General features: G+C 68.6%; 20 protein-coding genes. 10 read left to right on the top strand and 10 right to left on the bottom strand.

The window, feature by feature from the left end; all coding sequences use genetic code 11:
- Positions 1-101: 101 nt before the first annotated feature.
- Positions 102-1,505, bottom strand: coding sequence for a DNA recombination protein RmuC (locus KTN05_RS01090; protein WP_254367879.1), 1,404 nt, complete (start codon positions 1,503-1,505; stop codon positions 102-104).
- A gap of 154 nt (positions 1,506-1,659) precedes the next feature.
- Here KTN05_RS01090 and KTN05_RS01085 point away from each other — a divergent pair, with 154 nt between their 5' ends.
- Positions 1,660-2,211 carry an NAD(P)H-dependent oxidoreductase gene (locus KTN05_RS01085; RefSeq protein ID WP_217327513.1) on the top strand — a complete coding sequence of 184 codons (552 nt, stop codon included), beginning with the start codon at positions 1,660-1,662 and terminating at the stop codon, positions 2,209-2,211.
- A 44-nt stretch (positions 2,212-2,255) separates the two neighbouring features.
- Here KTN05_RS01085 and rpoD read toward each other — a convergent pair whose 3' ends face one another.
- From rpoD to KTN05_RS01070, 3 genes are all read right to left on the bottom strand, one after another.
- On the bottom strand, positions 2,256-4,217 hold the full coding sequence (gene rpoD, locus KTN05_RS01080) for an RNA polymerase sigma factor RpoD (RefSeq protein ID WP_217327512.1): 1,962 nt from the start codon (positions 4,215-4,217) through the stop codon (positions 2,256-2,258).
- A 167-nt stretch (positions 4,218-4,384) separates the two neighbouring features.
- On the bottom strand, positions 4,385-6,304 hold the full coding sequence (gene dnaG, locus KTN05_RS01075; RefSeq protein WP_217327511.1) for a DNA primase: 1,920 nt from the start codon (positions 6,302-6,304) through the stop codon (positions 4,385-4,387).
- A gap of 45 nt (positions 6,305-6,349) precedes the next feature.
- Positions 6,350-6,934 (bottom strand): TetR/AcrR family transcriptional regulator, encoded by a 585-nt coding sequence (locus tag KTN05_RS01070; RefSeq protein ID WP_217327510.1) that lies wholly within the window; start codon positions 6,932-6,934, stop codon positions 6,350-6,352.
- Between the two features lie 42 nt (positions 6,935-6,976).
- Here KTN05_RS01070 and KTN05_RS01065 point away from each other — a divergent pair, with 42 nt between their 5' ends.
- From KTN05_RS01065 to KTN05_RS01050, 4 genes are all read left to right on the top strand, one after another.
- Positions 6,977-7,414, top strand: a complete 438-nt coding sequence (locus tag KTN05_RS01065) for a hypothetical protein (protein ID WP_217327509.1) — start codon at positions 6,977-6,979, stop codon at positions 7,412-7,414.
- A 19-nt stretch (positions 7,415-7,433) separates the two neighbouring features.
- Positions 7,434-8,597, top strand: coding sequence for an alpha-hydroxy acid oxidase (locus KTN05_RS01060; protein WP_217327508.1), 1,164 nt, complete (start codon positions 7,434-7,436; stop codon positions 8,595-8,597).
- 142 nt (positions 8,598-8,739) lie between these two features.
- Entirely contained in the window at positions 8,740-9,087 is a 348-nt protein-coding gene (locus KTN05_RS01055) for a hypothetical protein (protein ID WP_217327507.1), read from the top strand.
- A gap of 147 nt (positions 9,088-9,234) precedes the next feature.
- Positions 9,235-9,870 carry a 50S ribosomal protein L25/general stress protein Ctc gene (locus KTN05_RS01050; RefSeq protein ID WP_217327506.1) on the top strand — a complete coding sequence of 212 codons (636 nt, stop codon included), beginning with the start codon at positions 9,235-9,237 and terminating at the stop codon, positions 9,868-9,870.
- A 65-nt stretch (positions 9,871-9,935) separates the two neighbouring features.
- Here the strand turns inward: KTN05_RS01050 and KTN05_RS01045 are convergent, their stop codons facing one another.
- Positions 9,936-10,715: an FkbM family methyltransferase gene (locus tag KTN05_RS01045; RefSeq protein WP_217327505.1), complete on the bottom strand. Its 780-nt coding sequence runs from the start codon at positions 10,713-10,715 to the stop codon at positions 9,936-9,938.
- Here KTN05_RS01045 and trmFO point away from each other — a divergent pair.
- A complete protein-coding gene (trmFO, locus tag KTN05_RS01040) occupies positions 10,715-12,052 on the top strand; it encodes a methylenetetrahydrofolate--tRNA-(uracil(54)-C(5))-methyltransferase (FADH(2)-oxidizing) TrmFO (protein WP_217327504.1) in 1,338 nt (445 codons plus the stop codon). The two genes, KTN05_RS01045 and trmFO, sit on opposite strands and share 1 nt — an antisense overlap.
- Before the next feature lie 62 nt (positions 12,053-12,114).
- Positions 12,115-12,885 (top strand): tRNA glutamyl-Q(34) synthetase GluQRS, encoded by a 771-nt coding sequence (gluQRS, locus tag KTN05_RS01035; protein ID WP_254367877.1) that lies wholly within the window; start codon positions 12,115-12,117, stop codon positions 12,883-12,885.
- Here gluQRS and hisI read toward each other — a convergent pair.
- Positions 12,867-13,232, bottom strand: coding sequence for a phosphoribosyl-AMP cyclohydrolase (gene hisI / locus KTN05_RS01030; RefSeq protein ID WP_217327502.1), 366 nt, complete (start codon positions 13,230-13,232; stop codon positions 12,867-12,869). The genes gluQRS and hisI overlap by 19 nt on opposite strands.
- 60 nt (positions 13,233-13,292) lie before the next feature.
- Here hisI and KTN05_RS01025 point away from each other — a divergent pair, with 60 nt between their 5' ends.
- On the top strand, positions 13,293-13,733 hold the full coding sequence (locus KTN05_RS01025) for an iron-sulfur cluster assembly scaffold protein (protein WP_217327501.1): 441 nt from the start codon (positions 13,293-13,295) through the stop codon (positions 13,731-13,733).
- A gap of 313 nt (positions 13,734-14,046) precedes the next feature.
- Here KTN05_RS01025 and recG read toward each other — a convergent pair whose 3' ends face one another.
- The 4 genes from recG to KTN05_RS01005 all read right to left on the bottom strand — a co-directional run bounded on the left by recG (position 14,047) and on the right by KTN05_RS01005 (position 19,521).
- On the bottom strand, positions 14,047-16,176 hold the full coding sequence (gene recG, locus KTN05_RS01020; protein WP_217327500.1) for an ATP-dependent DNA helicase RecG: 2,130 nt from the start codon (positions 16,174-16,176) through the stop codon (positions 14,047-14,049).
- The gene (gene ligA, locus KTN05_RS01015; protein WP_217327499.1) at positions 16,152-18,203 is read right to left on the bottom strand and encodes an NAD-dependent DNA ligase LigA; all 2,052 of its coding nucleotides are present in this window, start codon (positions 18,201-18,203) and stop codon (positions 16,152-16,154) included. The genes recG and ligA overlap by 25 nt, the downstream gene beginning before the upstream one ends.
- Before the next feature lie 243 nt (positions 18,204-18,446).
- On the bottom strand, positions 18,447-19,154 hold the full coding sequence (gene ctrA, locus KTN05_RS01010) for a response regulator transcription factor CtrA (protein ID WP_217327498.1): 708 nt from the start codon (positions 19,152-19,154) through the stop codon (positions 18,447-18,449).
- Positions 19,155-19,212: 58 nt separating this feature from the next.
- Entirely contained in the window at positions 19,213-19,521 is a 309-nt protein-coding gene (locus tag KTN05_RS01005) for a DUF1153 domain-containing protein (protein ID WP_217327497.1), read from the bottom strand.
- A 153-nt stretch (positions 19,522-19,674) separates the two neighbouring features.
- Between KTN05_RS01005 and mnmA the strand changes: the two genes are divergently transcribed.
- Positions 19,675-20,844 (top strand): tRNA 2-thiouridine(34) synthase MnmA, encoded by a 1,170-nt coding sequence (gene mnmA / locus KTN05_RS01000; protein ID WP_217327496.1) that lies wholly within the window; start codon positions 19,675-19,677, stop codon positions 20,842-20,844.
- Positions 20,841-21,386 carry a glutathione peroxidase gene (locus tag KTN05_RS00995; RefSeq protein WP_217327495.1) on the top strand — a complete coding sequence of 182 codons (546 nt, stop codon included), beginning with the start codon at positions 20,841-20,843 and terminating at the stop codon, positions 21,384-21,386. Before mnmA ends, KTN05_RS00995 begins: the two co-directional genes overlap by 4 nt.
- Positions 21,387-21,389 lie beyond the last annotated feature (3 nt).

Here is a 21,389-nt window from a genome sequence, read left to right as displayed (position 1 = left end):
TCCGTCTCCATCGTTCGGCAGTCAATGCCCGACAGCGGCGGCGGTTCCCGATTGCGCGGGTTACCGGCCGGGCCCCGCACCTTGCGGACGGACCGCCGAAATCAATCGGCGGGCAGTTCCGCCACGGCCCCCGCGATCCGCGGCGTGGCGGCGGCATCGTCCGTCAGCGATTCCGTCCGGTCGTGATCGAGTTCGATCCGCTTCTGGGTCCGCGCGCCGAGTTCGCGCAGCATCTCGACCTGCCGGATCACGTTGCCCGGCCCCCGCGTCAGCCGGCCCATCGCCTTCTCGTGGGCCCGCGCAGCGCCATCCAGCGCCTTGCCGGATTCCTCCATCGCCTCGACGAAGCCTGCGACCTTGTCGTAGAGCATCCCGGCGCGGTTCGCGATGTCGCGGGCGTTGGTCTCGCGCCGTTCGACCGTCCAGACGTGATCGACCGTGCGCAGCGTCAGCATCAGCGTGGTCGGGGTGGACAGGCCCACCCGCTTGTCCAGCGCGAAGGCGGCGAGATCGGGGTCGGAGCGCATCGCCTCCGAAAAGGCGCCTTCGACCGGGATGAACATCAGCACGTAATCGACCGAGCCCTCGTCCAGCGCCTCGTAGCCGCGCGCCGAAAGCTCGGTGACATGACGGCGCATGGCGCTCGCGTGACGTTGCAGAAGCTGGGTGCGCCGCTCGGGTTCGTCGCAGGCGCAGGCTTCGGCGTAATCGACGAGGCTCACCTTGCTGTCCACGACCAGAACCCGAGCGCGCGGCATCTTGACGATCACGTCGGGCCGCCAGCGGCGACCGTCGCCATCGGTGCGGCTGGTCTGGGCGAGGTAGTGGACCCCGTCCTGCAACCCCGACTGTTCGAGGATGCGGGCCAGCACCATCTCGCCCCACGCGCCCTGCCGCTGTTTTTCGCCCTTGAGCGCGCGCGTCAGCGCCACCGCGTCACGGCCGATTTCTTCTGAGCGGCGGTGCAGCCCTTCGATCTGCTCGCGCAGCGCGGCATGGGCCTGAACCGTGGCGAGGTTGCGGTCCGAAAGCTCCTTCTGGAAGTTCTGGACCTGCTCGCGCATGGGGTTCAGCAGCGCCGACAGCTTCTCGCTGTGCGTCTTTTCCAGATCCGCGCCCTGCCGGCGCAGGCTGTCGTCGGCCAGCAGACGGAACTGGCCGGTCATCTCCTCGCGCAGATCACGCATCAGGGCGAGTTCGCGCTGCGCCGCCTCGGCGTCCTTGCTGGCGGTCAGGCGCAGCGTGGCGAGGTCACGCTCCAGCGCGGATGACGCTTCCCGCGCCTGGTGCAGGGCGTCAATCAGGTTGTCGCGCTCTGCCGCAAGCTCTGCCTGGCGATCCTGCGCGGCGGCGGCGCGGGCCGCGGCTTCGGCCTCGCGCAGCGCGGTGGCGTGTTCGGCGGCGCGGGCGGCCGCCGCCTCGTCCTGCAGGATGCGGTTGCGGCCGCCGGCACGGGTCAGCAGGACCAGCAGCACCGCCGCGAGCACCCCGAGCGCCAGGGCCATCATCTGAAAACTCGCCGCTTGCTGCATCCGCCTGCCTGTCCTAACAGTTTCGTCCCAAGGAACCATCCGTCCATAGCGGACCATGTTCCCTATTTGGTCCGAAACCTCAACCCGCTTCGGACGTTTCATTGCCTAAAATACCAAGGAGATAGATGTGGCCTATAAAGTCGCCGTCATCGTGGGATCGCTGCGTCAGGATTCGATCAACCGCAAGTTCGCCCAGGCGCTCGAGAAGCTGGCCGAGGGCAAGCTGACCTTCGATTATGTCGAGATCGGCGATCTGCCGCATTACAACGACGATCTGTGGAAAGATGGCGTCGGGCCCGAGCCGGTGGAACGGATGAAGCGCCAGATCGACGGCGCCGATGCCGTTCTGGTCCTCGTGCCCGAGTTCAACCGCAGCATTCCGGGGGTCGTCGCCAACGCCTTCGACTGGGGCAGCCGTCCGTGGGGCAAGAGCAGCTGGGCCGGCAAGCCCGCCGCGCTGACCGGGATGACGCCGGGCGCGACCGGCACGGCGGCGGCCCAGCAGCATCTGCGGCTGCAGCTCATCAATCTCGGCTGCATCGTCATGCATCAGCCCGAGATGTACATGACCTGGACGCCCGAGCGTTTCGGTGACGGTGAGGTGAAGACCGAGGAGACGCGGAAGATCCTGACCGACTATATCGACGCCTTCGCGCGCTGGATCGAGCGGGTCAAGTAAGCCGTAGACGAAATCGGCCGGGCACTGCGCCCGGCCGATGGTTCTTACTGGTCGAGGAAGCTGCGCAGCTTCCTTGACCGGCTCGGGTGTTTCAGCTTCCGCAGCGCCTTCGCCTCGATCTGGCGGATACGCTCGCGCGTGACGCTGAACTGCTGGCCCACTTCCTCCAGCGTGTGGTCGGTGTTCATGCCGATGCCGAAGCGCATCCGCAGGACCCGTTCCTCGCGCGGGGTGAGCGACGACAGCACCCGCGTCGTCGTTTCCTTCAGGTTCTCCTGAATGGCCGAATCGAGCGGCAGGACGGCGTTCTTGTCCTCGATGAAATCGCCAAGCTGCGAATCCTCCTCATCCCCGATCGGGGTTTCGAGGGAGATCGGCTCCTTGGCGATCTTCATCACCTTGCGGACCTTCTCCAGCGGCATCTGGAGCTTCTCGGCCAGTTCCTCGGGCGTTGGCTCGCGGCCGATCTCGTGCAGCATCTGGCGGCCGGTGCGGACCAGCTTGTTGATCGTCTCGATCATGTGGACCGGGATGCGGATGGTCCGCGCCTGATCCGCGATGGACCGCGTGATCGCCTGACGAATCCACCAGGTCGCGTAGGTCGAGAACTTGTAGCCGCGCCGATACTCGAACTTGTCCACGGCCTTCATCAGGCCGATGTTGCCTTCCTGAATGAGATCAAGGAATTGCAGGCCGCGGTTCGTGTATTTCTTGGCGATGGAGATGACCAGCCGCAGGTTCGCCTCGACCATTTCCTTCTTGGCCTGACGCGCTTCCTTCTCGCCGCGCTGGACCTGGTTCACGATCCGGCGGAACTCCTCGATATCGACGCCGACATGCTGGCCGACCATCGCCATCTCGCCCCGCAGCGTCTCGACCTGCTCGCGCGAGCGGTCGAACAGCGCCTGCCAGCCGCGGCCCTTGTTGCCGGACATGCGCTCGACCCAGGTCGGGTCCAACTCGGCGCCGCGATAGGCGTCGATGAACTCGCGGCGGTTGATGCGGGCGGCGTCCGCCAGCTTCACCATCCCCGAGTCGATCGTCACGATCCGCCGGTTGATGCCGTAGATCTGATCGACCAGCGCCTCGATGCGGTTGTTGTGCAGGTGCAGTTCGTTGACCAGCGCGACGATCGAGGCGCGCAGGGTCTGGTAGGCCACCTCTTCCTTGGCGGTGAAGCTGCCATCCTCGTTCAGCGTGGCCGACATGCGGTTGTCCTGCATGTGGGCCAGCCGCTCGTAGTCCAGCGCGATCGCCTCCAGCGTCTCCAGCACGCGGGGCTTGAGGCTGGCTTCCATCGCGGCGAGCGAGAGGTTCTGGCCCTCGTCCTCGTCCTCGTCATCATCCGCCGGGCGCGGGGCCGCGGCGTCGACGGGGGCCGCGGTTTCGGGCGCGGCCTCGTCCTCGGCCAGGTCTTCCTCGCCCTCGGCATCCTCTTCCATCGAGCGGCCGAAGGTCGTTTCCAGGTCGATCACGTCGCGCAGCAGGATGTCCTCGTTCAGAAGCTCCTGCCGCCACATGGTGATGGCCTTGAAGGTCAGCGGGCTTTCGCAGAGCCCGAGGATCATGGTGTTGCGCCCGGCCTCGATCCGCTTGGCGATGGCGATCTCGCCTTCGCGGCTGAGCAGTTCGACCGAGCCCATCTCGCGCAGATACATCCGCACCGGATCGTCGGTGCGGTCCAGCTTCTCGGTCTCGGCCGTGGCGACCGCCACTTCGCGCGACGAGGAGGTGGGCACGACGGCGCCGCCCGTGGCGGCCTCGCCCTCCTCGGCCTCTTCGTCCTCGATTACGTTGATGCCCATCTCGGACAGCATCGACATGACGTCCTCGATCTGCTCGGAGCTGACCTGCTCGGGCGGCAGGACGGTGTTGAGCTGGTCGTAGGTGATGTAGCCGCGCTCACGGGCGTCGGCGATCATCTTCTTGACCGCCGCCTGGCTCATGTCCAGCGAGTGCTCGTCGTCCTTGGTGTCGGGCTTCTCGTCGTCGTCCTTGACCATCACTGCTCCTTCAAGAGGTGATTCGAGCCGACCGAATCGGGTGCGAATCGGATCAGGAATCGAGGTGTTCTATAGTTTGCGCGTCGCCGGGTCAAAGCCGGCGCATGCGGGTGATTCGGCACTGATTCGCGAAAGGCTTTCCGCGCGTCCTGCGTCGGGGCGGATTCCCGTCAGCTGCGGCGCGGCTTGCGCCAGATTTCGTTCTTCATCGCTTCGGCCAGTTGCCCGGCCAGAGCCTCTCGGTCTTCGCCCAGATCGCTGTCGTCGGACAGCGACGGGTGGTCGGCGTGTTGGCGCGCGCGGGCGGACTGCGTGACCCGCCATGTCAGCCCCTCGTCGGCCAGCCCCTCGATCTCGGTCTCGGCCCGCGCGATCTCCTCGCGGGCGGCGCGGCGGGCCTCCAGCCGGTCGAGGGCGTTCAGCAATACCGCCTGCGCCTCGTCCGCGTGGGCCGCCGGATGAGAGATCGCAGGCAAGGCGCGGACATGGGGATCGGCCAGCAGCTCGTCAAGGGCGCGGCCCCCGGCGTGGGAGCGGGTGCCCGAGAGCAGGTCGTGGACCAGCGCGGCCCGGCCCGGGTCCTCGGGCTCGATCCGCTCCAGCCTGCCTTCGACATCCGCCACCAGCGCGGGATGAGCCCCGCAGAGGGCAAGGATCATCGCCTCGATCAGCGCCTCGCCGGGGTCCGTCGCGACAAGGCGCGAGGCGCGGGTCTGCGGCAGCGGCGGCAGCGGGACGAAGGGGCCCTTGCCGGGTCTGCCGGAGCGTTTGCCCGGCGCCGCGCCCTGGGACCGAGGCGGGCGGGCGGACCGGAACAGCTCGTAACGCTTGTTCTTCAGCGCGGCGTGGTAATGCTCGCGCGTCGCCGGGTCGGGAATGCGGGCCACGGCATCGGCCAGCGACTTGTCGAGCGCCGCGCGGCGCTCGGGGCTGTCGAAGATGCGGCCCTCGGTCTCGCGCTGCCACAGCAGCTCCACCAGCGGCTGCGCCTGATCCAGCAGCGCCCGCATCGCGCCGGCGCCGCCGGTGCGGATCAGGTCGTCGGGGTCCTGCCCGGCCGGCAGCAGCGCAAAGCGCAGCGCCTGCCCCGGCCCGGCCAGCGGCAGCGCCATGTCGATCAGCCGCATCGCGGCCCGCAGCCCGGCGGCATCGCCGTCGAGCGCGATCACCGGTTCGGGCGAGACGCGCCACATCAGGCGAAGCTGATCCTCGGTGATGGCCGTTCCCAGCGGCGCGACCGCGCCCTCGATCCCCGCGCGGACCAGCGCGATCACGTCCATGTAGCCTTCGGCCACGACCAGCGGCTGGCCCTTGGCGACCGCTGCGCGGGCCGGGGCGAGGTTGTAGAGGTTGCGGCCCTTGTCGAACAGCGCCGTCTCCGGCCCGTTCAGGTATTTCGCGCGGGCGTTCGGGTCCAGCGCCCGGCCGCCGAAGGAAATGCAGCGCCCGCGCGCATCGCGGATCGGAAACATGATCCGGCCGCGGAAGCGGTCATAGACCGCGCCGCCGCCATCTGGTCTTGCTGCCAACCCTGCATCGACGACCAGCGCCTCCTTCACCCCGGCGTCCAGCAGATGCCGGGTCAGCGCCTGCCGCTGATCGGGGGCGAAGCCGATCTCGAAGCGGTCCTGCGCCGCCCCGTCCAGCCCGCGCCCCGCCAGATAGTCGCGCGCGCCAGACCCCGCGCCGGTCTGCAATTGCAGCCGGAACCAGCGCACGGCGCGGTCCATCACCTCGACCAGTTCCGTGCGGCGGTCGGTCTGCGCCCGCGCCTCGGGCGTGCGTTCGGGCATCTGCATCCCGGCTTCGGACGCGATCACCGCGACGGCGTCCATGAAGCCCATCCCTTCCGCCTCGCGCAGGAAGGTCACGGCATCGCCCTTGGCGTGGCAGCCGAAGCAGTAGAAGAAACCCTTCTGGTCATCGACGTGGAAAGACGCGGTCTTTTCGCCGTGGAACGGACAGGGCGCCCACCAGTCGCCCTTCGCCTGATTGGACTTGCGCAGATCCCACGTGACCTTGCGCCCGACGATCCGGCTGATCGGAACGCGGTTGCGCAGCTCGTCTAGGAAACCGGGGGGCAGACTCATGGCGCCATCATCCGTCCCGGCGCGTCCGAGGGCAAGCGGGCCGGATCACGCGCCGACCGCGCCCCGCGCCAGATCCCAGTAGATGTCGGCGACCCGCGCCCGGTCCAGCCGCCCGCCCGTGCGATACCAGTTGGTGACGCCGGTCAGCATCCCGATCAGTGCCATGCTGGCCAGCCGCGTGTCGGGCACCGTCATCTCGCCCGAGTCCTGGCCGGCGCGGAGGATGGCGGCCAGCGCCTCCTCGTATCGGCGGCGCAGGGCCGTGACAGCGGCAAGGTTTTCGGGACTGAGGCTGCGCAGCTCCATGTAGCTGAGGAAGACCGCATCCGAATGATCCAGCGAATAGGCGATGTGGAAGCGCACGAAGCGCTCCAGCCGCTGCAAGGGCGGCAGCGCCGGATCGTCCTCCCACGCGGTCAGCAGCCGCTCCATGTGGTCGGTCAGCAGTTCCGCCAGCAGCGCCTGCTTGTCGGCGGTGTAGCCGTAGAGCGTTCCCGCCTGCACCCCCACCGCCGCCGCGATCTGGCGCATGCTGACCGCCGCATAGCCGTGCCGCGCGAAAAGGCGCAGCGCCTGTTCGCGGATGAGGGGTCCGGTGATGTCGGCGCGGGAGCCGTGGGTGCGGGCCATGCGCGCCGTTCTAGGCCACGGGCCGCGGGGAATGAAGCCGTCTTGCCGCAGCGTGTGCCGCTTGCGGGGCAGCGGGCCGCGCGGCTATGCTGGCGCGCCATGATCCGCCGCCCCGCGCCCCGCGCCCTCGCCCTGCTCCTGCCGCTGCTCGCCGCCTGCGGCGGGGGGCAGGACAGCGCCTATCCCGCGCTGCTGCCGCTGGACATGCTGACCGCCGAACCGGCCGTTCCGACCCATGCCGGCGATGCCGCGGCCGATCCTGCCGCCGTGCGCGGCGCGATCGAGGCCCGCGGCGCGTCGGTCGCCGCCAAGGCTCGGCGCGACCCCGGCCCCTCGGCGGCCGAGATGGACCGCCTGACCGACCGCGCCAGCGCCCTGCGCGAACGCGCCGAGGCGCTGCGGCGGACGGACGAGACGCTGCCGCCCTGCCCGCCCGGCACCTCGCCGGACGCGGTGGGCGCGACCTGCCGCACCGAATGATCCCAGAAGGACGCCACCCATGCCCGTGATCACATCGATCGAAGACCTGAAGCGGATGCACCGCGCCCGCACACCGCGGATGTTCTACGACTACGCGGAATCCGGCAGCTACACCGAGCAGACCTTCCGCGAGAACACCACCGACTTCCAGCAGATCCGCCTGCGCCAGAAGGTTGCGGTGGACATGTCGAACCGCACGCTCGCCTCGGACATGATCGGCTTTCCGGTGTCGATGCCGGTGGCGCTGGCGCCGGTGGGGTTCACCGGGATGCAGGACGCCGATGGCGAGATCAAGGCCGCCCGCGCGGCCGAGGCGTTCGGGGTGCCGTTCTGCCTGTCCACGATGTCCATCTGCTCCATCGAGGATGTCAAGGAACACACCACAAAGCCCTTCATGTTCCAGCTTTATGTGATGCGCGATCAGGAATTTCTGGCAGCTATCATCGAGCGGGCGAAGAAGGCCAACTGCTCGGCGCTGGTGCTGACGCTCGACCTTCAGATCCTCGGACAGCGGCACAAGGACCTGAAGAACGGCCTGTCCGCGCCGCCCAAGCTGACGATCCCGACCATGCTGGACCTCGCGACGCGCTGGCGGTGGGGCTCGGGGATGCTGCGGACCAAGCGGCGCAGCTTCGGCAACATCGTCGGCCATGCCAAGGGCGTCACCGATGCCGGCAACCTGTCGAGCTGGACGGCCGAGCAGTTCGACCCCCAACTCGACTGGGACAAGATCGCCGCGATCCGCGACATGTGGGGCGGCAAGCTGATCCTCAAGGGCATCCTCGACGCGGACGACGCCCGCAGGGCCGCCGATTTCGGGGCCGACGCGATCATCGTGTCGAACCACGGCGGGCGGCAGCTCGACGGGGCGCTGTCGTCGATCCGCATGCTGCCGGAGATCGTCAAGGCGGTGGGCGACCGGGTGGAAATCCACCTCGATTCCGGCATCCGCTCGGGGCAGGACGTGCTGAAGGCGCTGGCGCTCGGGGCCCATGGGACATGGATCGGGCGCGCGTGGATCTATGGCCTTGGCGCGATGGGCCAGGCGGGCGTGACGGCGGCGCTGGAGGTGATCCGCAAGGAACTGGACATCACGATGGCCCTTTGCGGCGAGCGCGACATCAAGAACGTCGGGCGGCACAACGTCCTTGTCCCGACGCGGTGGGAAAACGAATACACCTGACCTTCCCGCAATCGTGATGCGCCGCCCGGCGCCGACGGGTTTATCCTGCGCCCAGCCGACAGTTCCGCGCCCCGCGCAGGAGCAGGCGGGGCGTTGCGGTTGATCGGCCGTTTCCCATGCAGTTGCTCCGGGAGTGACCATCATGAAGATACGTTCGGGCTGTATGGCCGCGGCCATTGCCCTGCTGTCGCTTGGCGCGGCGCAGGCCCAGACCGCCGCCACGGGCGACACCGGCATGACGCTCTATACCTTCGACGAGGACACCGGCGGGACATCGACCTGCTACGACCAGTGCGCCGAGAACTGGCCGCCCTATCTGGGCCAGAGCGGCGAGGAGAAGGGCGAAGGCTGGACGCTGGTCGAACGCACCGACGGCACGATGCAATGGGCCTATGACGGCATGCCGACCTATTACTATGCCGGCGACGCCAATGCCGGCGACACGACCGGCGACGGCAAGGGCGGCGTCTGGCATGTCGTGACGGAATGACCCGACGCTGATCGCCCCGAGAGCAAGCCCCGCCGACCGGCGGGGCCCCATGTTGCCACTTTCCAACCTGCACCGCTGCGTGTATAGGCGCGGCTTCCGGCCATGCACCCTTGGAGGATGGCCGGTCGCAACCTGAAAGGAACCAACATGGCCAAAGAGATCCCAGATCTGGTGGCCGAGGCACGCACGGGGACAGGCAAGGGGGCCGCCCGTCAAGCTCGCCGCGACGGCAAGGTGCCCGGCATCGTCTACGGCGACGGGAAAGACCCGCAGCCCATCCAGATCGACTTCAACCCGCTGCTCACGAAACTGCGCGCCGGCCGCTTCATGTCCACGCTGTGGAACCTGAAGGTCGAGGGGCAGGAGGACGTGCGCGTCATCTGCCGCAGCGTCCAGCGCGACGTGGTCAAGGACCTGCCGACGCATATCGACCTGATGCGCCTGCGCCGCAACACGCGGGTGAACCTGTTCATCAACGTCGAGTTCGTGAACCACGAAGCCGCCCCCGGCCTCAAGCGCGGTGGCACGCTGGTCGTCGTCCGCCCTGAAGTCGAACTGGTCGTGACCGCCGCGGACATCCCCGAGCAGATCACCGTTGACCTGACCGGCCGCGAGATCGGCGAATCGATCCACATCAACGACGTCACGCTGCCCAACGGCGTGAAGCCGACGATCGACCGCAACTTCGTGATCGCGAACCTCGCCGCGCCGTCGGGCCTGCGCGCCTCGGACGACGCAGCCGAAGGTGAGGCCGCCGAAGGCGAAGAGGCAGCCGAGGCCTGATCGGCCCGCTGCACCGACATCCCTGAAGGGGCGGGCGTTCGGCTCGCCCCTTTTCGATTCGCGCCTCAGTCGCCCCGGCGCATGGCATGGACCTCCTCGGTCCGTCCGCCGCCGACATCCCGGAACCCCTGCCCGGCCAGATCTGCAAGGATCGCATCCCGCGCCGCGCCTCCGTAAAGCGCCGGATGCAGTTCGATCACCAGCAGACGCACCTGCTCGGGCAGCGGCGTGGCCAGAAGCTGCTGCTCCGCCCCTTCGACATCCATCGCCAGCACGTTGGCCTGCGCGCGCCGGATCAGCTTGCCGAGCGGCCGGGCCTTCACCGCATAGGATGCCGCCGCCCCTTTGGCGCGGCCCGGCAGGGTCGAGGCGCTCCAGAAACCGGGGCTGACATGCAGATCGACGCTGTCGCGCTTGTCCCCGTCCGCCACCACGGCCATGTGCAGCACCGATCCCTCGGCCCCGATATTGCGGCGCAGGTTGCGCTTGAGCGGGCGCAGCATTTCGGGGTTCGCCTCGACCGAGGTGACGTTCCCCGCCCCCACGATCCGCGCCGCCGTGATGCTGACCATCCCTGCACCCGCGCCAAGGTCCAGCACCCGGTCGCCTAGCCGCAGATGGGCGCGCAGCAAGGCCCGCTCATGCCCCTCGTAGCCGCCATCCTGCAGCCGGCCCCGCAGCCGCGGAACCAGCGCCGATGCGGGCACCTCGATCAGCGCGCCGTCGATGGTGAAACGCTCGGATTCCGGGTGCGGCACGGGGCTCTCCTTGCGGGCGGGGCTGCGGACTGATAGCAAGCCGACCTGCCATTCGCCACCCTGCCCCTTGCCGCGGAGGATCTGCATTGAGCGCGCCCATCCACATCGTCGGTGCCGGTCTGGCCGGATCCGAGGCCGCTTGGCAGGCGGCTCAGGCCGGGGTGCCGGTCGTGCTGCACGAGATGCGCCCGGCTGTCGGCACCTTCGCCCACCGCACCGGCGACTGCGCCGAGATGGTCTGCTCGAACAGCTTCCGCTCGGACGACGACGTGATGAACGCGGTCGGGCAGTTGCACTGGGAGATGCGGGCGGCGGGCGGCCTCATCATGGCGATGGCCGACCGGCACAAGCTGCCCGCCGGCGGGGCACTGGCCGTGGACCGCGACGCCTTCTCGGCATCCGTGACCGAGGCGCTGACCGCGCATCCGCTGGTGACGATCCAGCCCGGCGAAATCAACGAACTGCCCGAAGGCGGCAACTGGATCATCGCGACCGGCCCGCTCACCTCGGACGCGCTGGCCGCCGCGATCCGGGCCGAGACGGGCACCGAGGCGCTGGCCTTCTTCGACGCCATCGCCCCGATCGTCCACGCCGAGACGATCGACATGGACATCGCCTGGCGGCAGTCGCGCTACGACAAGGGCGAGACCGAGGAAGAACGCACCGCCTACATAAATTGTCCAATGACGCGCGCGGATTACGACAGATTCATCGACGCGCTGCTGGCCGCCGACAAGACCGAGTTTCGCGAAGGCGAGTCAGCGGGTTATTTCGACGGCTGCCTGCCCATCGAGGTGATGGCCGAGCGCGGCCGCGACACCCTGCGCCACGGTCCGATGAAGCCCGTGGGGCTGACCAACGCCCACAACCCCGCTGAAAAACCTTATGCCGTGGTTCAACTTCGCCGTGATAATGCCTTGGGAACTCTCTATAACATCGTTGGCTTCCAGACCAAGATGAAATACGGTGCGCAGACCGAGGTGTTCCGGCGCATCCCCGGCCTTCAGAACGCCTCCTTCGCGCGGCTCGGCGGCATCCACCGCAACAGCTTCCTCAACTCGCCCACACTGCTCGACGACCGCATGCGGCTGCGCAGCCGCCCGCATCTGCGCTTTGCGGGTCAGGTGACGGGGGTCGAAGGCTATGTCGAAAGCGCCGCCATGGGCCTGCTCGCCGGCCGGATGGCCGCCGCGCAGGCGCAGGGGCGCGACCTGCCGCCGCCCGCCGGGACCACCGCCACCGGGGCGCTGGTCCACCACATCACCGGCGGCGCGGACGCGAAGACGTTCCAGCCGATGAACGTGAATTTCGGCCTGTTTCCCCCGGTCGAGGCGAAAGGCGGCCGCCGCGGCCGCGCCGCGCGCTATCCGGCCTACACCGAACGCGCCAAGCAGGATTTCAACGCGTGGCTGGCGCAGGCATAAGGCGCACCCGCTTCGCGCCCTCTCCCACCGGGCCGTTGCATCTTGGCCATGCTTTCGCGGCAATGACCGCCGCCAAGCTCGCCGATCCCGGCGAGTTCCTGCTGCGGATCGAAGATATCGACCGCTCACGCTCCCGCCCCGAATGGGAGCAGGCGATCTACGACGACCTGCGCTGGCTGGGGCTCGACTGGCGCGAGCCGATCATGCGCCAGTCTGACCGCCTGCCGGCCTACGCCGCTGCCCGGGACAGGCTGACCGCGCTCGGCGTCACCTATCCCTGCCGCTGCCGCCGCGCCGACATCCGCGCCGCGCTTTCCGCCCCGCAGGAAGGCGCACCGCTCATCGGCCCGGACGGTCCCGTCTATCCCGGAACCTGCCGCCATCGCGCGATGACCGATGCCGGGCCAGAGGACGCGATCCGCCTGAACGCCGCGCGAGCCTTCGACGTGCTCGGCATTACGGAGATCGGCTTCTTGGACGAAGCCGTGCCGGGGCGGCATGTTCTGTCGCGGGACGAGTTTCTGGCCCAGGTCGGCGACATCGTCCTGTCACGCCGCGACATGGGCACATCCTACCATCTGGCCGTCGTGATGGATGATGGCGCGCAGCAAGTCACGGTCGTCTCGCGTGGAAAAGACCTTTTCGAATCAACCTACATCCACGCACTTCTTCAGAACCTGCTGGAGCTTCCACTGCCCCTCTACCACCATCATCGCCTGATCCGCGACGAGAACGGCAAGCGCCTCGCCAAGCGCGACGACGCCCGTGCGCTGAGCCTCTATCGCGAGCAGGGCGTGTCCCCTCAGGAAATCCGTCAGCTGCTGGAGGTCTGAGGCGCCATGATCTCGATCTCGGCGCCCTCACGCACTGCCGTATAGAAACAGCTGCGCCGGTTGGTGTGGCAGGCGGGGCCAGTCTGATCGACCAGCAGCAGCAGGCAGTCGCGGTCGCAATCGACGCGCAGCTCCACCAGCCGCTGAACATGCCCCGAACTCTCGCCCTTGGTCCAGAACGATTTGCGCGAGCGTGACCAGTAGGTTACGCGACCTTCATCAAGCGTCCTGCGAACAGCATCCGCATTCATCCACGCCATCATCAGCACCTCGCCGGTCCGGTGATCCTGCGCAATCGCCGGAATCAGGCCGTTGGCGTCGAAGGTCAGGTTGGCGGGATCGAACATCGGGTTTCCTTTGCCGGGCATCGTTCCTATCTAGGCCGGATCACAGCCCGGTGGAAAGCGATGCCCGACGACGATCTCATGCAGCTCTATTCGCGCCGCATCCTTGCCCTCGCCTCCGACATCCCGCATCTGGGCCGGCTTCCGGCCCCGCAGGGCAGCGCCTCGCGCCGTTCGCCGCAATGCGGATCGACGGTCTCGGCCGAGGTGGTGATGGACGGAGGCCGCGTCGGCGATTTCGCGCAGGAGGTGCGGGCCTGCGCGCTGGGGCAGGCCTCGGCCGCCGTTCTCGGGCAGGTCATCCTGGGCCGCACCGAGGCCGAGCTGCAATCCGCCCGCGACGCGCTGGCGGCGATGCTGAAGGACGGCGGCCCCGCCCCTTCGGCGCCGTTCGACGGGCTGGAGACGCTGGCCCCGGCACAGGAGTTTCCCAACCGTCACGCCTCGATCCTGCTGGCATGGGATGCCGTCCTGGGCGCCATCGCGGCGGCACGGGCGCGCTGACAATCCAGTGAAAAAGGCCGGCCAATGAAAAAGGCCGGTCCACGAAGGACCGGCCAGTTGCGCGTGACCAGCCGGGGGACGGCGGCGGCTGCGCGGCAGGCGGCGCACGCAGCACTCGGGTCAGCGGGGCAGAAGAAAGCTCAGGCCGCGAGCAGCGCGGGCAGCCACAGCACGACGATGGTGGTTACCGAGATCGCGGCGACTGAGAGGATGTCTGACAGGGCTTCGTTGAACATGGCGACCTCTTGCGGTTGGTTGCCCCTTTGTTCCCACAAATCCGCGCGGCTGTAAAGAACATTTTAAGAACTTTGTGTCAGCCCGCCGCCATCAGGCGAATCGCCTTGTCCTGCTCCATGAACCACAACAGGGCGCGGATCGCCCGTCCGCGCGGCGAGGCAAGCTGCGGGTCGGATTCCAGCAGTGCCCGCGCATCGCTGCGGGCCAGCGCCAGCAGCGCCGGCTGACGTTCCAGATCGGCGATGCGGAACCGTGGCAGGCCGGACTGCGCGGTGCCCAACACGTCTCCCGCACCGCGCATCTGCAGATCCTCCTCGGCGATGCGGAACCCGTCCTCGGTCTCGCGTAGGATCTGAAGGCGCCGCCGTCCCGACTCGCCCAGCGGCTCCTGATACAGCAGCACGCAGGTGGACTGCCCCGGCCCGCGCCCGACCCGGCCGCGCAACTGGTGAAGCTGCGCGAGCCCAAAGCTTTCGGCCCGCTCGATCACCATGATCGTCGCCTCGGACACATCGACGCCGACCTCGATCACCGTCGTCGCCACGAGCAGTTGCGCCCGGCCTGCGGCGAAATCAGCCATCGCGGCGTCCCGCGCCTCGGCCGGCATCTGCCCATGGACCAGCCGGACGGCGTCCCCGAACGCGGCCCGGAGCTTCACGAAGCGATCCTCGGCCGCGGTCAGGTCCACGGTCTCGCTTTCCTCGACCAGCGGACAGACCCAATAGGCTCGCGCACCCGTCGAAAGCGCCGCATGCAGACGCGCGGTGACGTCGGTCAGCCGCTGGTCGGACAGCACGATGGTCGTGATCGGCTGCCGTCCGGGTGGCTTTTCGTCCAGCACCGACAGGTCCATGTCGCCATACTGCGCCAGCGCGAGGCTGCGCGGGATCGGCGTCGCGGTCATCACCAGCATATCGGGCGGGGCAACGCGGCCCTTGGCGGCGAGTTCCAGCCGCTGCGCCACGCCGAAGCGGTGCTGTTCGTCGATCACTGCCAGCCGCAGGTCGTGAAACTCGACCTCCTTCTGGAAAACGGCGTGGGTGCCGACGAGAATGTCGATGCGGCCCTCCGCCAGATCGCGCAGGATTTCCGCCCGGTCCTCGCCCTTGTCGCGGCCGGTCAGCACCGCAAGCCGGACGCCCGCCGCTTGCGCCAGTGGCGACAGCGCGGCGAAATGCTGGCGGGCGAGGATCTCGGTCGGGGCCATCAGCACGCCCTGCCCGCCCGCCTCGACCGCGATCAGCAGCGACAGCAGCGCGACCAGCGTCTTGCCGGCGCCGACATCGCCCTGCAGCAGCCGGTTCATCCGCTGCGGCGCGGCCATGTCGGCGGCGACCTCCCCGACTGCGCGTTGCTGCGCGCCGGTCGGTGGCCAAGGCAGCGAGTGAAGCACCCGCGAGCGTAGGCCGCCATCGCCGGCGCTGGCCCGCCCCGCCCCGCGCCGCCGGTCGCGGCGGATCAGGGCGAGCGTCATCTGGTGGGCGAGAAGTTCGTCATAGGCGAGCCGGGCGCGTGCCGGCGCGTCCGCCGACAGATCGTCCATCGACGCCGGCGCATGGGCCGCGGCCAGGGCCTCGCCCCAGCCCGGCCAGGCCTTGGAGCGCAGAAGTCCGGCGTCGATCCACTCCTCCAGCACCGGCACCCGCTCCAGCGCGGCGGCATTCGCGCGGGCCATGACCTTCTGCGTCAGGCTGCCCGCGAGCGGATAGACCGGCTCGAACGCGGGTGGGGGCGGGTCGGTAACGCGCAGGATGTGGTCGGGGTGGACCATCTGGGCGAGGCCGTCGAACAGCTCGACCTTGCCCGAAAGAACCCGCGTCTGGCCTGTCGGCAGCTGACCCTCGATCCACTCCCGCTTGGCGTTGAAGAACACCACCGTCAGATCACCGCTGCCGTCCGAGCAGACGACGCGCCACGGGCGCCCCCGCGTCGCGGGCGGGTGATGGCGGCCCACGGTGACGGTGACGGTCGCGACCTCCGGCGGGCACAGATCGGCGAGCCGGGCCACGCTGCGGCGCACGACACCTGCATGGGGCAGCGTCAGCAGCAGGTCGCGTGGGCGCGTCACGCCCAGCGATTGCAGCGACTCGGCGGCTTTCGGGCCGATACCGGGCAGGGTCTCGGCGCCCGCGAACAGCGGGAAAAGCTGCGGCGGGCGGCCCTTGGGCGGCTCGGCCGGCTTCAGCCCTGCGCGATCGTCAGCCATTCGTCTTCGTCGATGACGCGCACGCCAAGCTCGGCCGCCTTCTTCGCCTTGGACCCCGCGCCCGGCCCGGCGACGACCAGATCGGTGCGGGCGGAGACGGAGCCCGCGACCTTCGCGCCCATCGCTTCGGCGCGCACCTTCGCCTCGGCGCGGGTCATCTTTTCCAGCGTGCCGGTGAAGACGACGGTCAGCCCGGCGATCGGGCTGCCTTCGGTTTTCGGCGCCTCGACAGGAACGATATCAGTGAGTTGCGCCACCAGCCGGTCGATGGCCGCGCGCTCGGTCTCCTGTGCGAATGAAGTCGTGAGCGAGCGGGCCATGACGCTGCCGACGCCTTCGATGGCGGTCAGATCGCGCCACGCATCCGTGTCCTCGTCATGCGCCGCATCGACGGCGGCCACGAAGGAATGCCAGTCGTGGAAGCGGCGGGCCAGCAGCCGGGCGGCCTGTTCACCGACATGGCGGATGCCGAGGGCGAAGATCAGCCGGTCGAGCGGGATCACCCGCCGCGCCTCGATCCCCGCGAGCAGGGCGGTCACGGATTTCTCGCCATAGCCGGGGGTCGAGAGCAGGTCGGCCCGGCGCTCCGCCAGCGCGAAGATGTCCGCGGGCTCGGCGATCCAGCCGGCGTTGTAGAACGCCTCGACCTGGCGGCTGCCCAGCCCCTCGATGTCGAAGGCGGCGCGCGAGACGAAATGGCGCAGCTTCTCGATGGCCTGCGCCGGGCAGGCCAGCCCGCCTGTGCAGCGGCGCACCGCGTCGCCCGGCTCGCGCAGCGCCTCGGACCCGCAGGCGGGGCAGGTCTCGGGAAAGGCGTAGGGGGCCGAGCCCTCCGGCCGGCGGTCCAGATCGACCGCGTCGAGCTTGGGGATGACGTCGCCGGCGCGGAAGACGCGGACCCAGTCGCCCTCGCGGATGTCCACGCCGCCGCGAATCTCGGCTCCGTCGGCCGCGCGGCCGGCGATGTAGTCTTCATTGTGCAGCGTTGCGTTGGAGACGACGACGCCGCCGACCGTCACCGGGTCGAGCCGCGCCACCGGGGACAGCGCGCCGGTCCGGCCGACCTGGATCTCGATCCGGTCGAGCCGGGTCCAGGCAGTCTGCGCGGGGAACTTGTGCGCCAAGGCCCAGCGGGGCGTGGTCGAGCGATAGCCCAGCCGCGTCTGCAGGCCGAGATCGTCCAGCTTGTAGACCACCCCGTCGATGTCATAGCCGAGCGTGGCGCGGCGCTGCTCGATCTCGGCCCAGGCGGCCAGCAGATCGCCCACTGAATGGCAGAGGCGCATCAGCGGATTGGTGGAAAAGCCGAATTCCGCCAGCCGCGCGACCGCGCCCGACTGCGTGGGCGCGAGCGGCTGCGACAGCGCCCCCCAGCCATAGGCGAAGAAATGCAGTGGCCTGCGGGCGGTGACGGTGGGGTCGAGTTGGCGCAGCGCGCCGCCCGCCGCGTTGCGGGGATTGGCGAAGACCCGCCCCTCGCCCCCTTCGTTCAGCGCGGCGAAATCGGCGTGGGTCATGTAGACCTCGCCCCGCACCTCCACCAGATCGGGAACGTGTGGTCCACGCAGGCGGTGCGGCAGGTCGCGGATGTGCAGGGCGTTGGCGGTGACGTCCTCTCCGGTGGTGCCGTCGCCGCGGGTGGCGGCCTGCACCAGCCGCCCCACTTCGTAGCGGATCGACAGCGACAGCCCGTCGATCTTCGGCTCGGCCGTGAAGGCCAGCGGGGCATCGGCGGAGAGGTTCAGGAACGAGCGGATGCGGGCGACGAAATCGGCGACGTCCTGCTCCGAGAACGCGTTCTCGAGCGACATCATGCGGACGGCGTGCGTGACCTTGCCGAAGGCCTCGGACGGCGCCGCGCCCACCTTGCTGGTGGGCGAGTCAGGTGCCGCGAGATGCGGGTGCTCTGCCTCGAGCGCGGCGAGTTCCTGCTTCAGCGCGTCATAGGTCGCGTCGCCCATCGTGGGCGCGTCGGCGCGGTAGTAGTCGGCGTTGGCCTGCTCGATCGTGGCGGCAAGTCCGGCCATGCGCGCCCGAAGGCCCGCCGCGCGGTCCGGCGCATCGCCATCTGTTGCGGGAACCTTCGGTCGAATCGCCCCATCATCCGGCGCAATCGTTTCGCCCGCCTTGCCGCGCCCTCTGGCTGCCACCCGTTCGCCCCGTCCATTGCCGGCAGAAAGGCGACGCAACCCCGCGCCGCCCTGCCCATCCTCATCCCTGATACCGACGCGGATGGAGGCTTGTCCATCATCCGGGCAACAGCGGCCGGCTCAGGCCCGCAGCGCCACCGGCTCCGCCGCCTCCTGAGGATCGCGCAGGACATAGCCCCGGCCCCACACGGTCTCGATATGACTCTCGCCGCCCATCGCCTCGGACAGCTTCTTGCGGAGCTTGCAGATGAACACGTCGATGATCTTCAACTCGGGCTCGTCCATGCCTCCATAGAGGTGATTGAGGAACATCTCCTTGGTCAGCGTGGTGCCCTTGCGCAGGCTGAGCAGTTCGAGAATCTGGTATTCCTTGCCGGTCAGGTTGACCGAGCGCCCCTCGACCTCGACCGAGCGGGCGTCGAGGTTCACCACCATCCGGCCGGTGCGGATCACGGATTGGCTGTGGCCCTTGGACCGGCGGATGATCGCCTGGATGCGGGCGACCAACTCGTCGCGGTGGAACGGCTTGGTCATGTAGTCGTCGGCGCCGAACCCGAAGCTCTTGAGCTTGCTTTCCGTGTCGTCCGAGCCGGTCAGGATCAGCACCGGCGTATCAACGCGCGACAGGCGGATCTGGCGCAGCACCTCCATCCCGTTCATGTCGGGCAGGTCGAGATCCAGCAGGATCAGGTCGTAGTCGTAGAGCTTCGCCAGATCGACGCATTCCTCGCCCAGATCGGTGCGATAGACGTTGAAGCTGGCATGGGTCAGCATCAGTTCGATGCTGCGCGCGGTTGCCGGATCATCCTCGACGAGCAGGATTCGCATGACATGTCCCTTTTGCCTTTTCCCGCATCCGTTGTGCAGACAAAAGGTTAATTTCCGGTTAGCGCGAGTGATCCCCGGCTGTAAAGCCGGACGATGACGGGCGGTAACGCTGCAGGCTCGTCACTTTCAGCGCGTCGATCCCCGGCCCCTCCACCGCCTTCATCCAGCCGTCCAGTTCCTCGCCGGTCAGGCCGTAGCGTTCCAGCGCGTCTTCCCGCGCAAGCAGGCCGTGCTGGATTGCCCGCACGACGGTCGCCTTGCGCCGCGCCACCCAGCGCGTATTGGCGTCGGGCAGGTCGGCCAAGGTCAGGATGCTGCCATCGGGCAGCACGGCGGTGCGCCGGCCGGGTGTCTTGCGCAGATACATGATGGACCTCGAACTGTTCGGGCCAGATTGCACGGGCGCGCTTAAGCCCGGGTGAACGCGGAAGCCCCTCATGGGTTGAGTTTCCGGCACATTTTCCTATATTTTTCCTCAATTCCGGCGCCTGCCTGCCGCGCCGCTTCAAGGACACCCGCCATGACCGCCATCACGCCTATTCCGGGCAACGACACCGCGCTGAATTCGTTGGGCTTTCCCAAGCCTCCGGCCCAGACGCGCGTGGTCGTCGCCATGTCGGGCGGCGTGGACAGCTCGGTGGTGGCCGCCATGCTGGCCGACGAAGGCTACGATGTCGTCGGCGTCACGCTGCAGCTTTACGACCACGGCGCGGCGCTGGCGAAGAAGGGCGCGTGCTGTGCCGGGCAGGACATCCACGACGCCCGCCGCGTCGCCGAACGAATCGGCTTTCCGCATTACGTGCTGGACTACGAGAACAAGTTCCGCGAATCGGTGATCGAGGAATTTGCCGACGCCTATCTCGCCGGCGCGACGCCCGTTCCCTGCATCCGCTGCAATGAGCGGGTGAAGTTCCGCGATCTGCTGGAGACCGCCCGCGAACTGGACGCCGACTGCATGGCCACCGGCCACTACATCCAGCGCCGCGCGGGCGAGAGCGGGGCCGAACTGCACATGGCCGCCGATTCGATGCGTGACCAGAGCTATTTCCTGTTTTCGACCACGCGCGAGCAGCTGGAATTCCTGCGCTTTCCGCTGGGCGGGCTGGCCAGCAAGGCCGAAACGCGGGCGCTGGCCGCGCGCTATGACCTCGCCATCGCGGACAAGCCGGACAGCCAGGACATCTGCTTCGTGCCGAATGGCGACTACGCCAGCGTGATCGAGAAGCTGCGTCCGGGTGCGGCCGATCCCGGCGAGATCGTGGACATGGACGGCAACGTGCTGGGGCAGCATCGCGGCGTCATCCACTACACCATCGGCCAGCGGCGCGGGCTCGCCATCGGCGGTCTCGGCGCACCGCTCTATGTCGTGAAGCTGGACCCCGAGACGCGCCGCGTCATCGTCGGCCCGCGCGAGGCGCTGGCGACGACCATTATCCGCGTGGGCGAGGTCAACTGGATCGGCGAGGGCGACTTCACCGCAGAGCCAGAGCGCGAGATTCAGGTCCGCATCCGCTCGACCCGCCCGCCCCGCGCGGCGATCCTGCGCCCCACCGGCCCGGCCAGGGCCGAGGTCGAACTGATCGAGGCCGAAGAGGGCGTCAGCCCCGGCCAGGCCTGCGTTTTCTACGAAACCGGCGGCTCGCGCGTTCTGGGCGGCGGCTGGATCACCGGCAAGGGAGCCCGTAAATGACCGACCTCACGACCATCGACCTGACCCGCAACGACGGCTCGGCCGCAAGCCTGGGCGATTGGAACGGGCAGGTCCGGCTGATCGTCAACGTGGCGTCGAAATGCGGGCTGACGCCGCAATACGAGGCGCTGGAGGCGCTTTACCGCCAGCACAAGGATCGCGGCCTCGTGGTGCTGGGCTTTCCCTCAAACGACTTCAAGGGGCAGGAGCCGGGCACCGACGCCGAAATCGCGGATTTCTGCAGCACGAATTACGACGTGACCTTCCCGATTTTCGCCAAGGCGCCCGTGTCCGGGGCCGGAAAGCAGCCGCTTTACGCCGCGCTGACCGAGGCGCAGCCCGAGCGGCAGGGCGACGGTTCCATGCAGGAACGGCTCGGCAAGCACGGGATCGAGACGAACGCGGCGCCCGAAGTGGTCTGGAACTTCGAGAAGTTCCTGATCGACCGCGACGGCGAGGTCATCGCCCGTTTCGCGCCCGACATCGCCCCTGACGATCCGCGCCTGACGCAGGCGGTCGAATCCGCGCTGGATCGCGCCTGAGCC

Source organism: Paracoccus sp. Z118, from assembly GCF_019061185.1.
Taxonomy (GTDB): Bacteria; Pseudomonadota; Alphaproteobacteria; order Rhodobacterales; family Rhodobacteraceae; genus Paracoccus.
The sequence above is the reverse complement of the archived record's forward strand: the minus strand, read 5'-3'. Positions and strand labels throughout refer to the sequence as shown.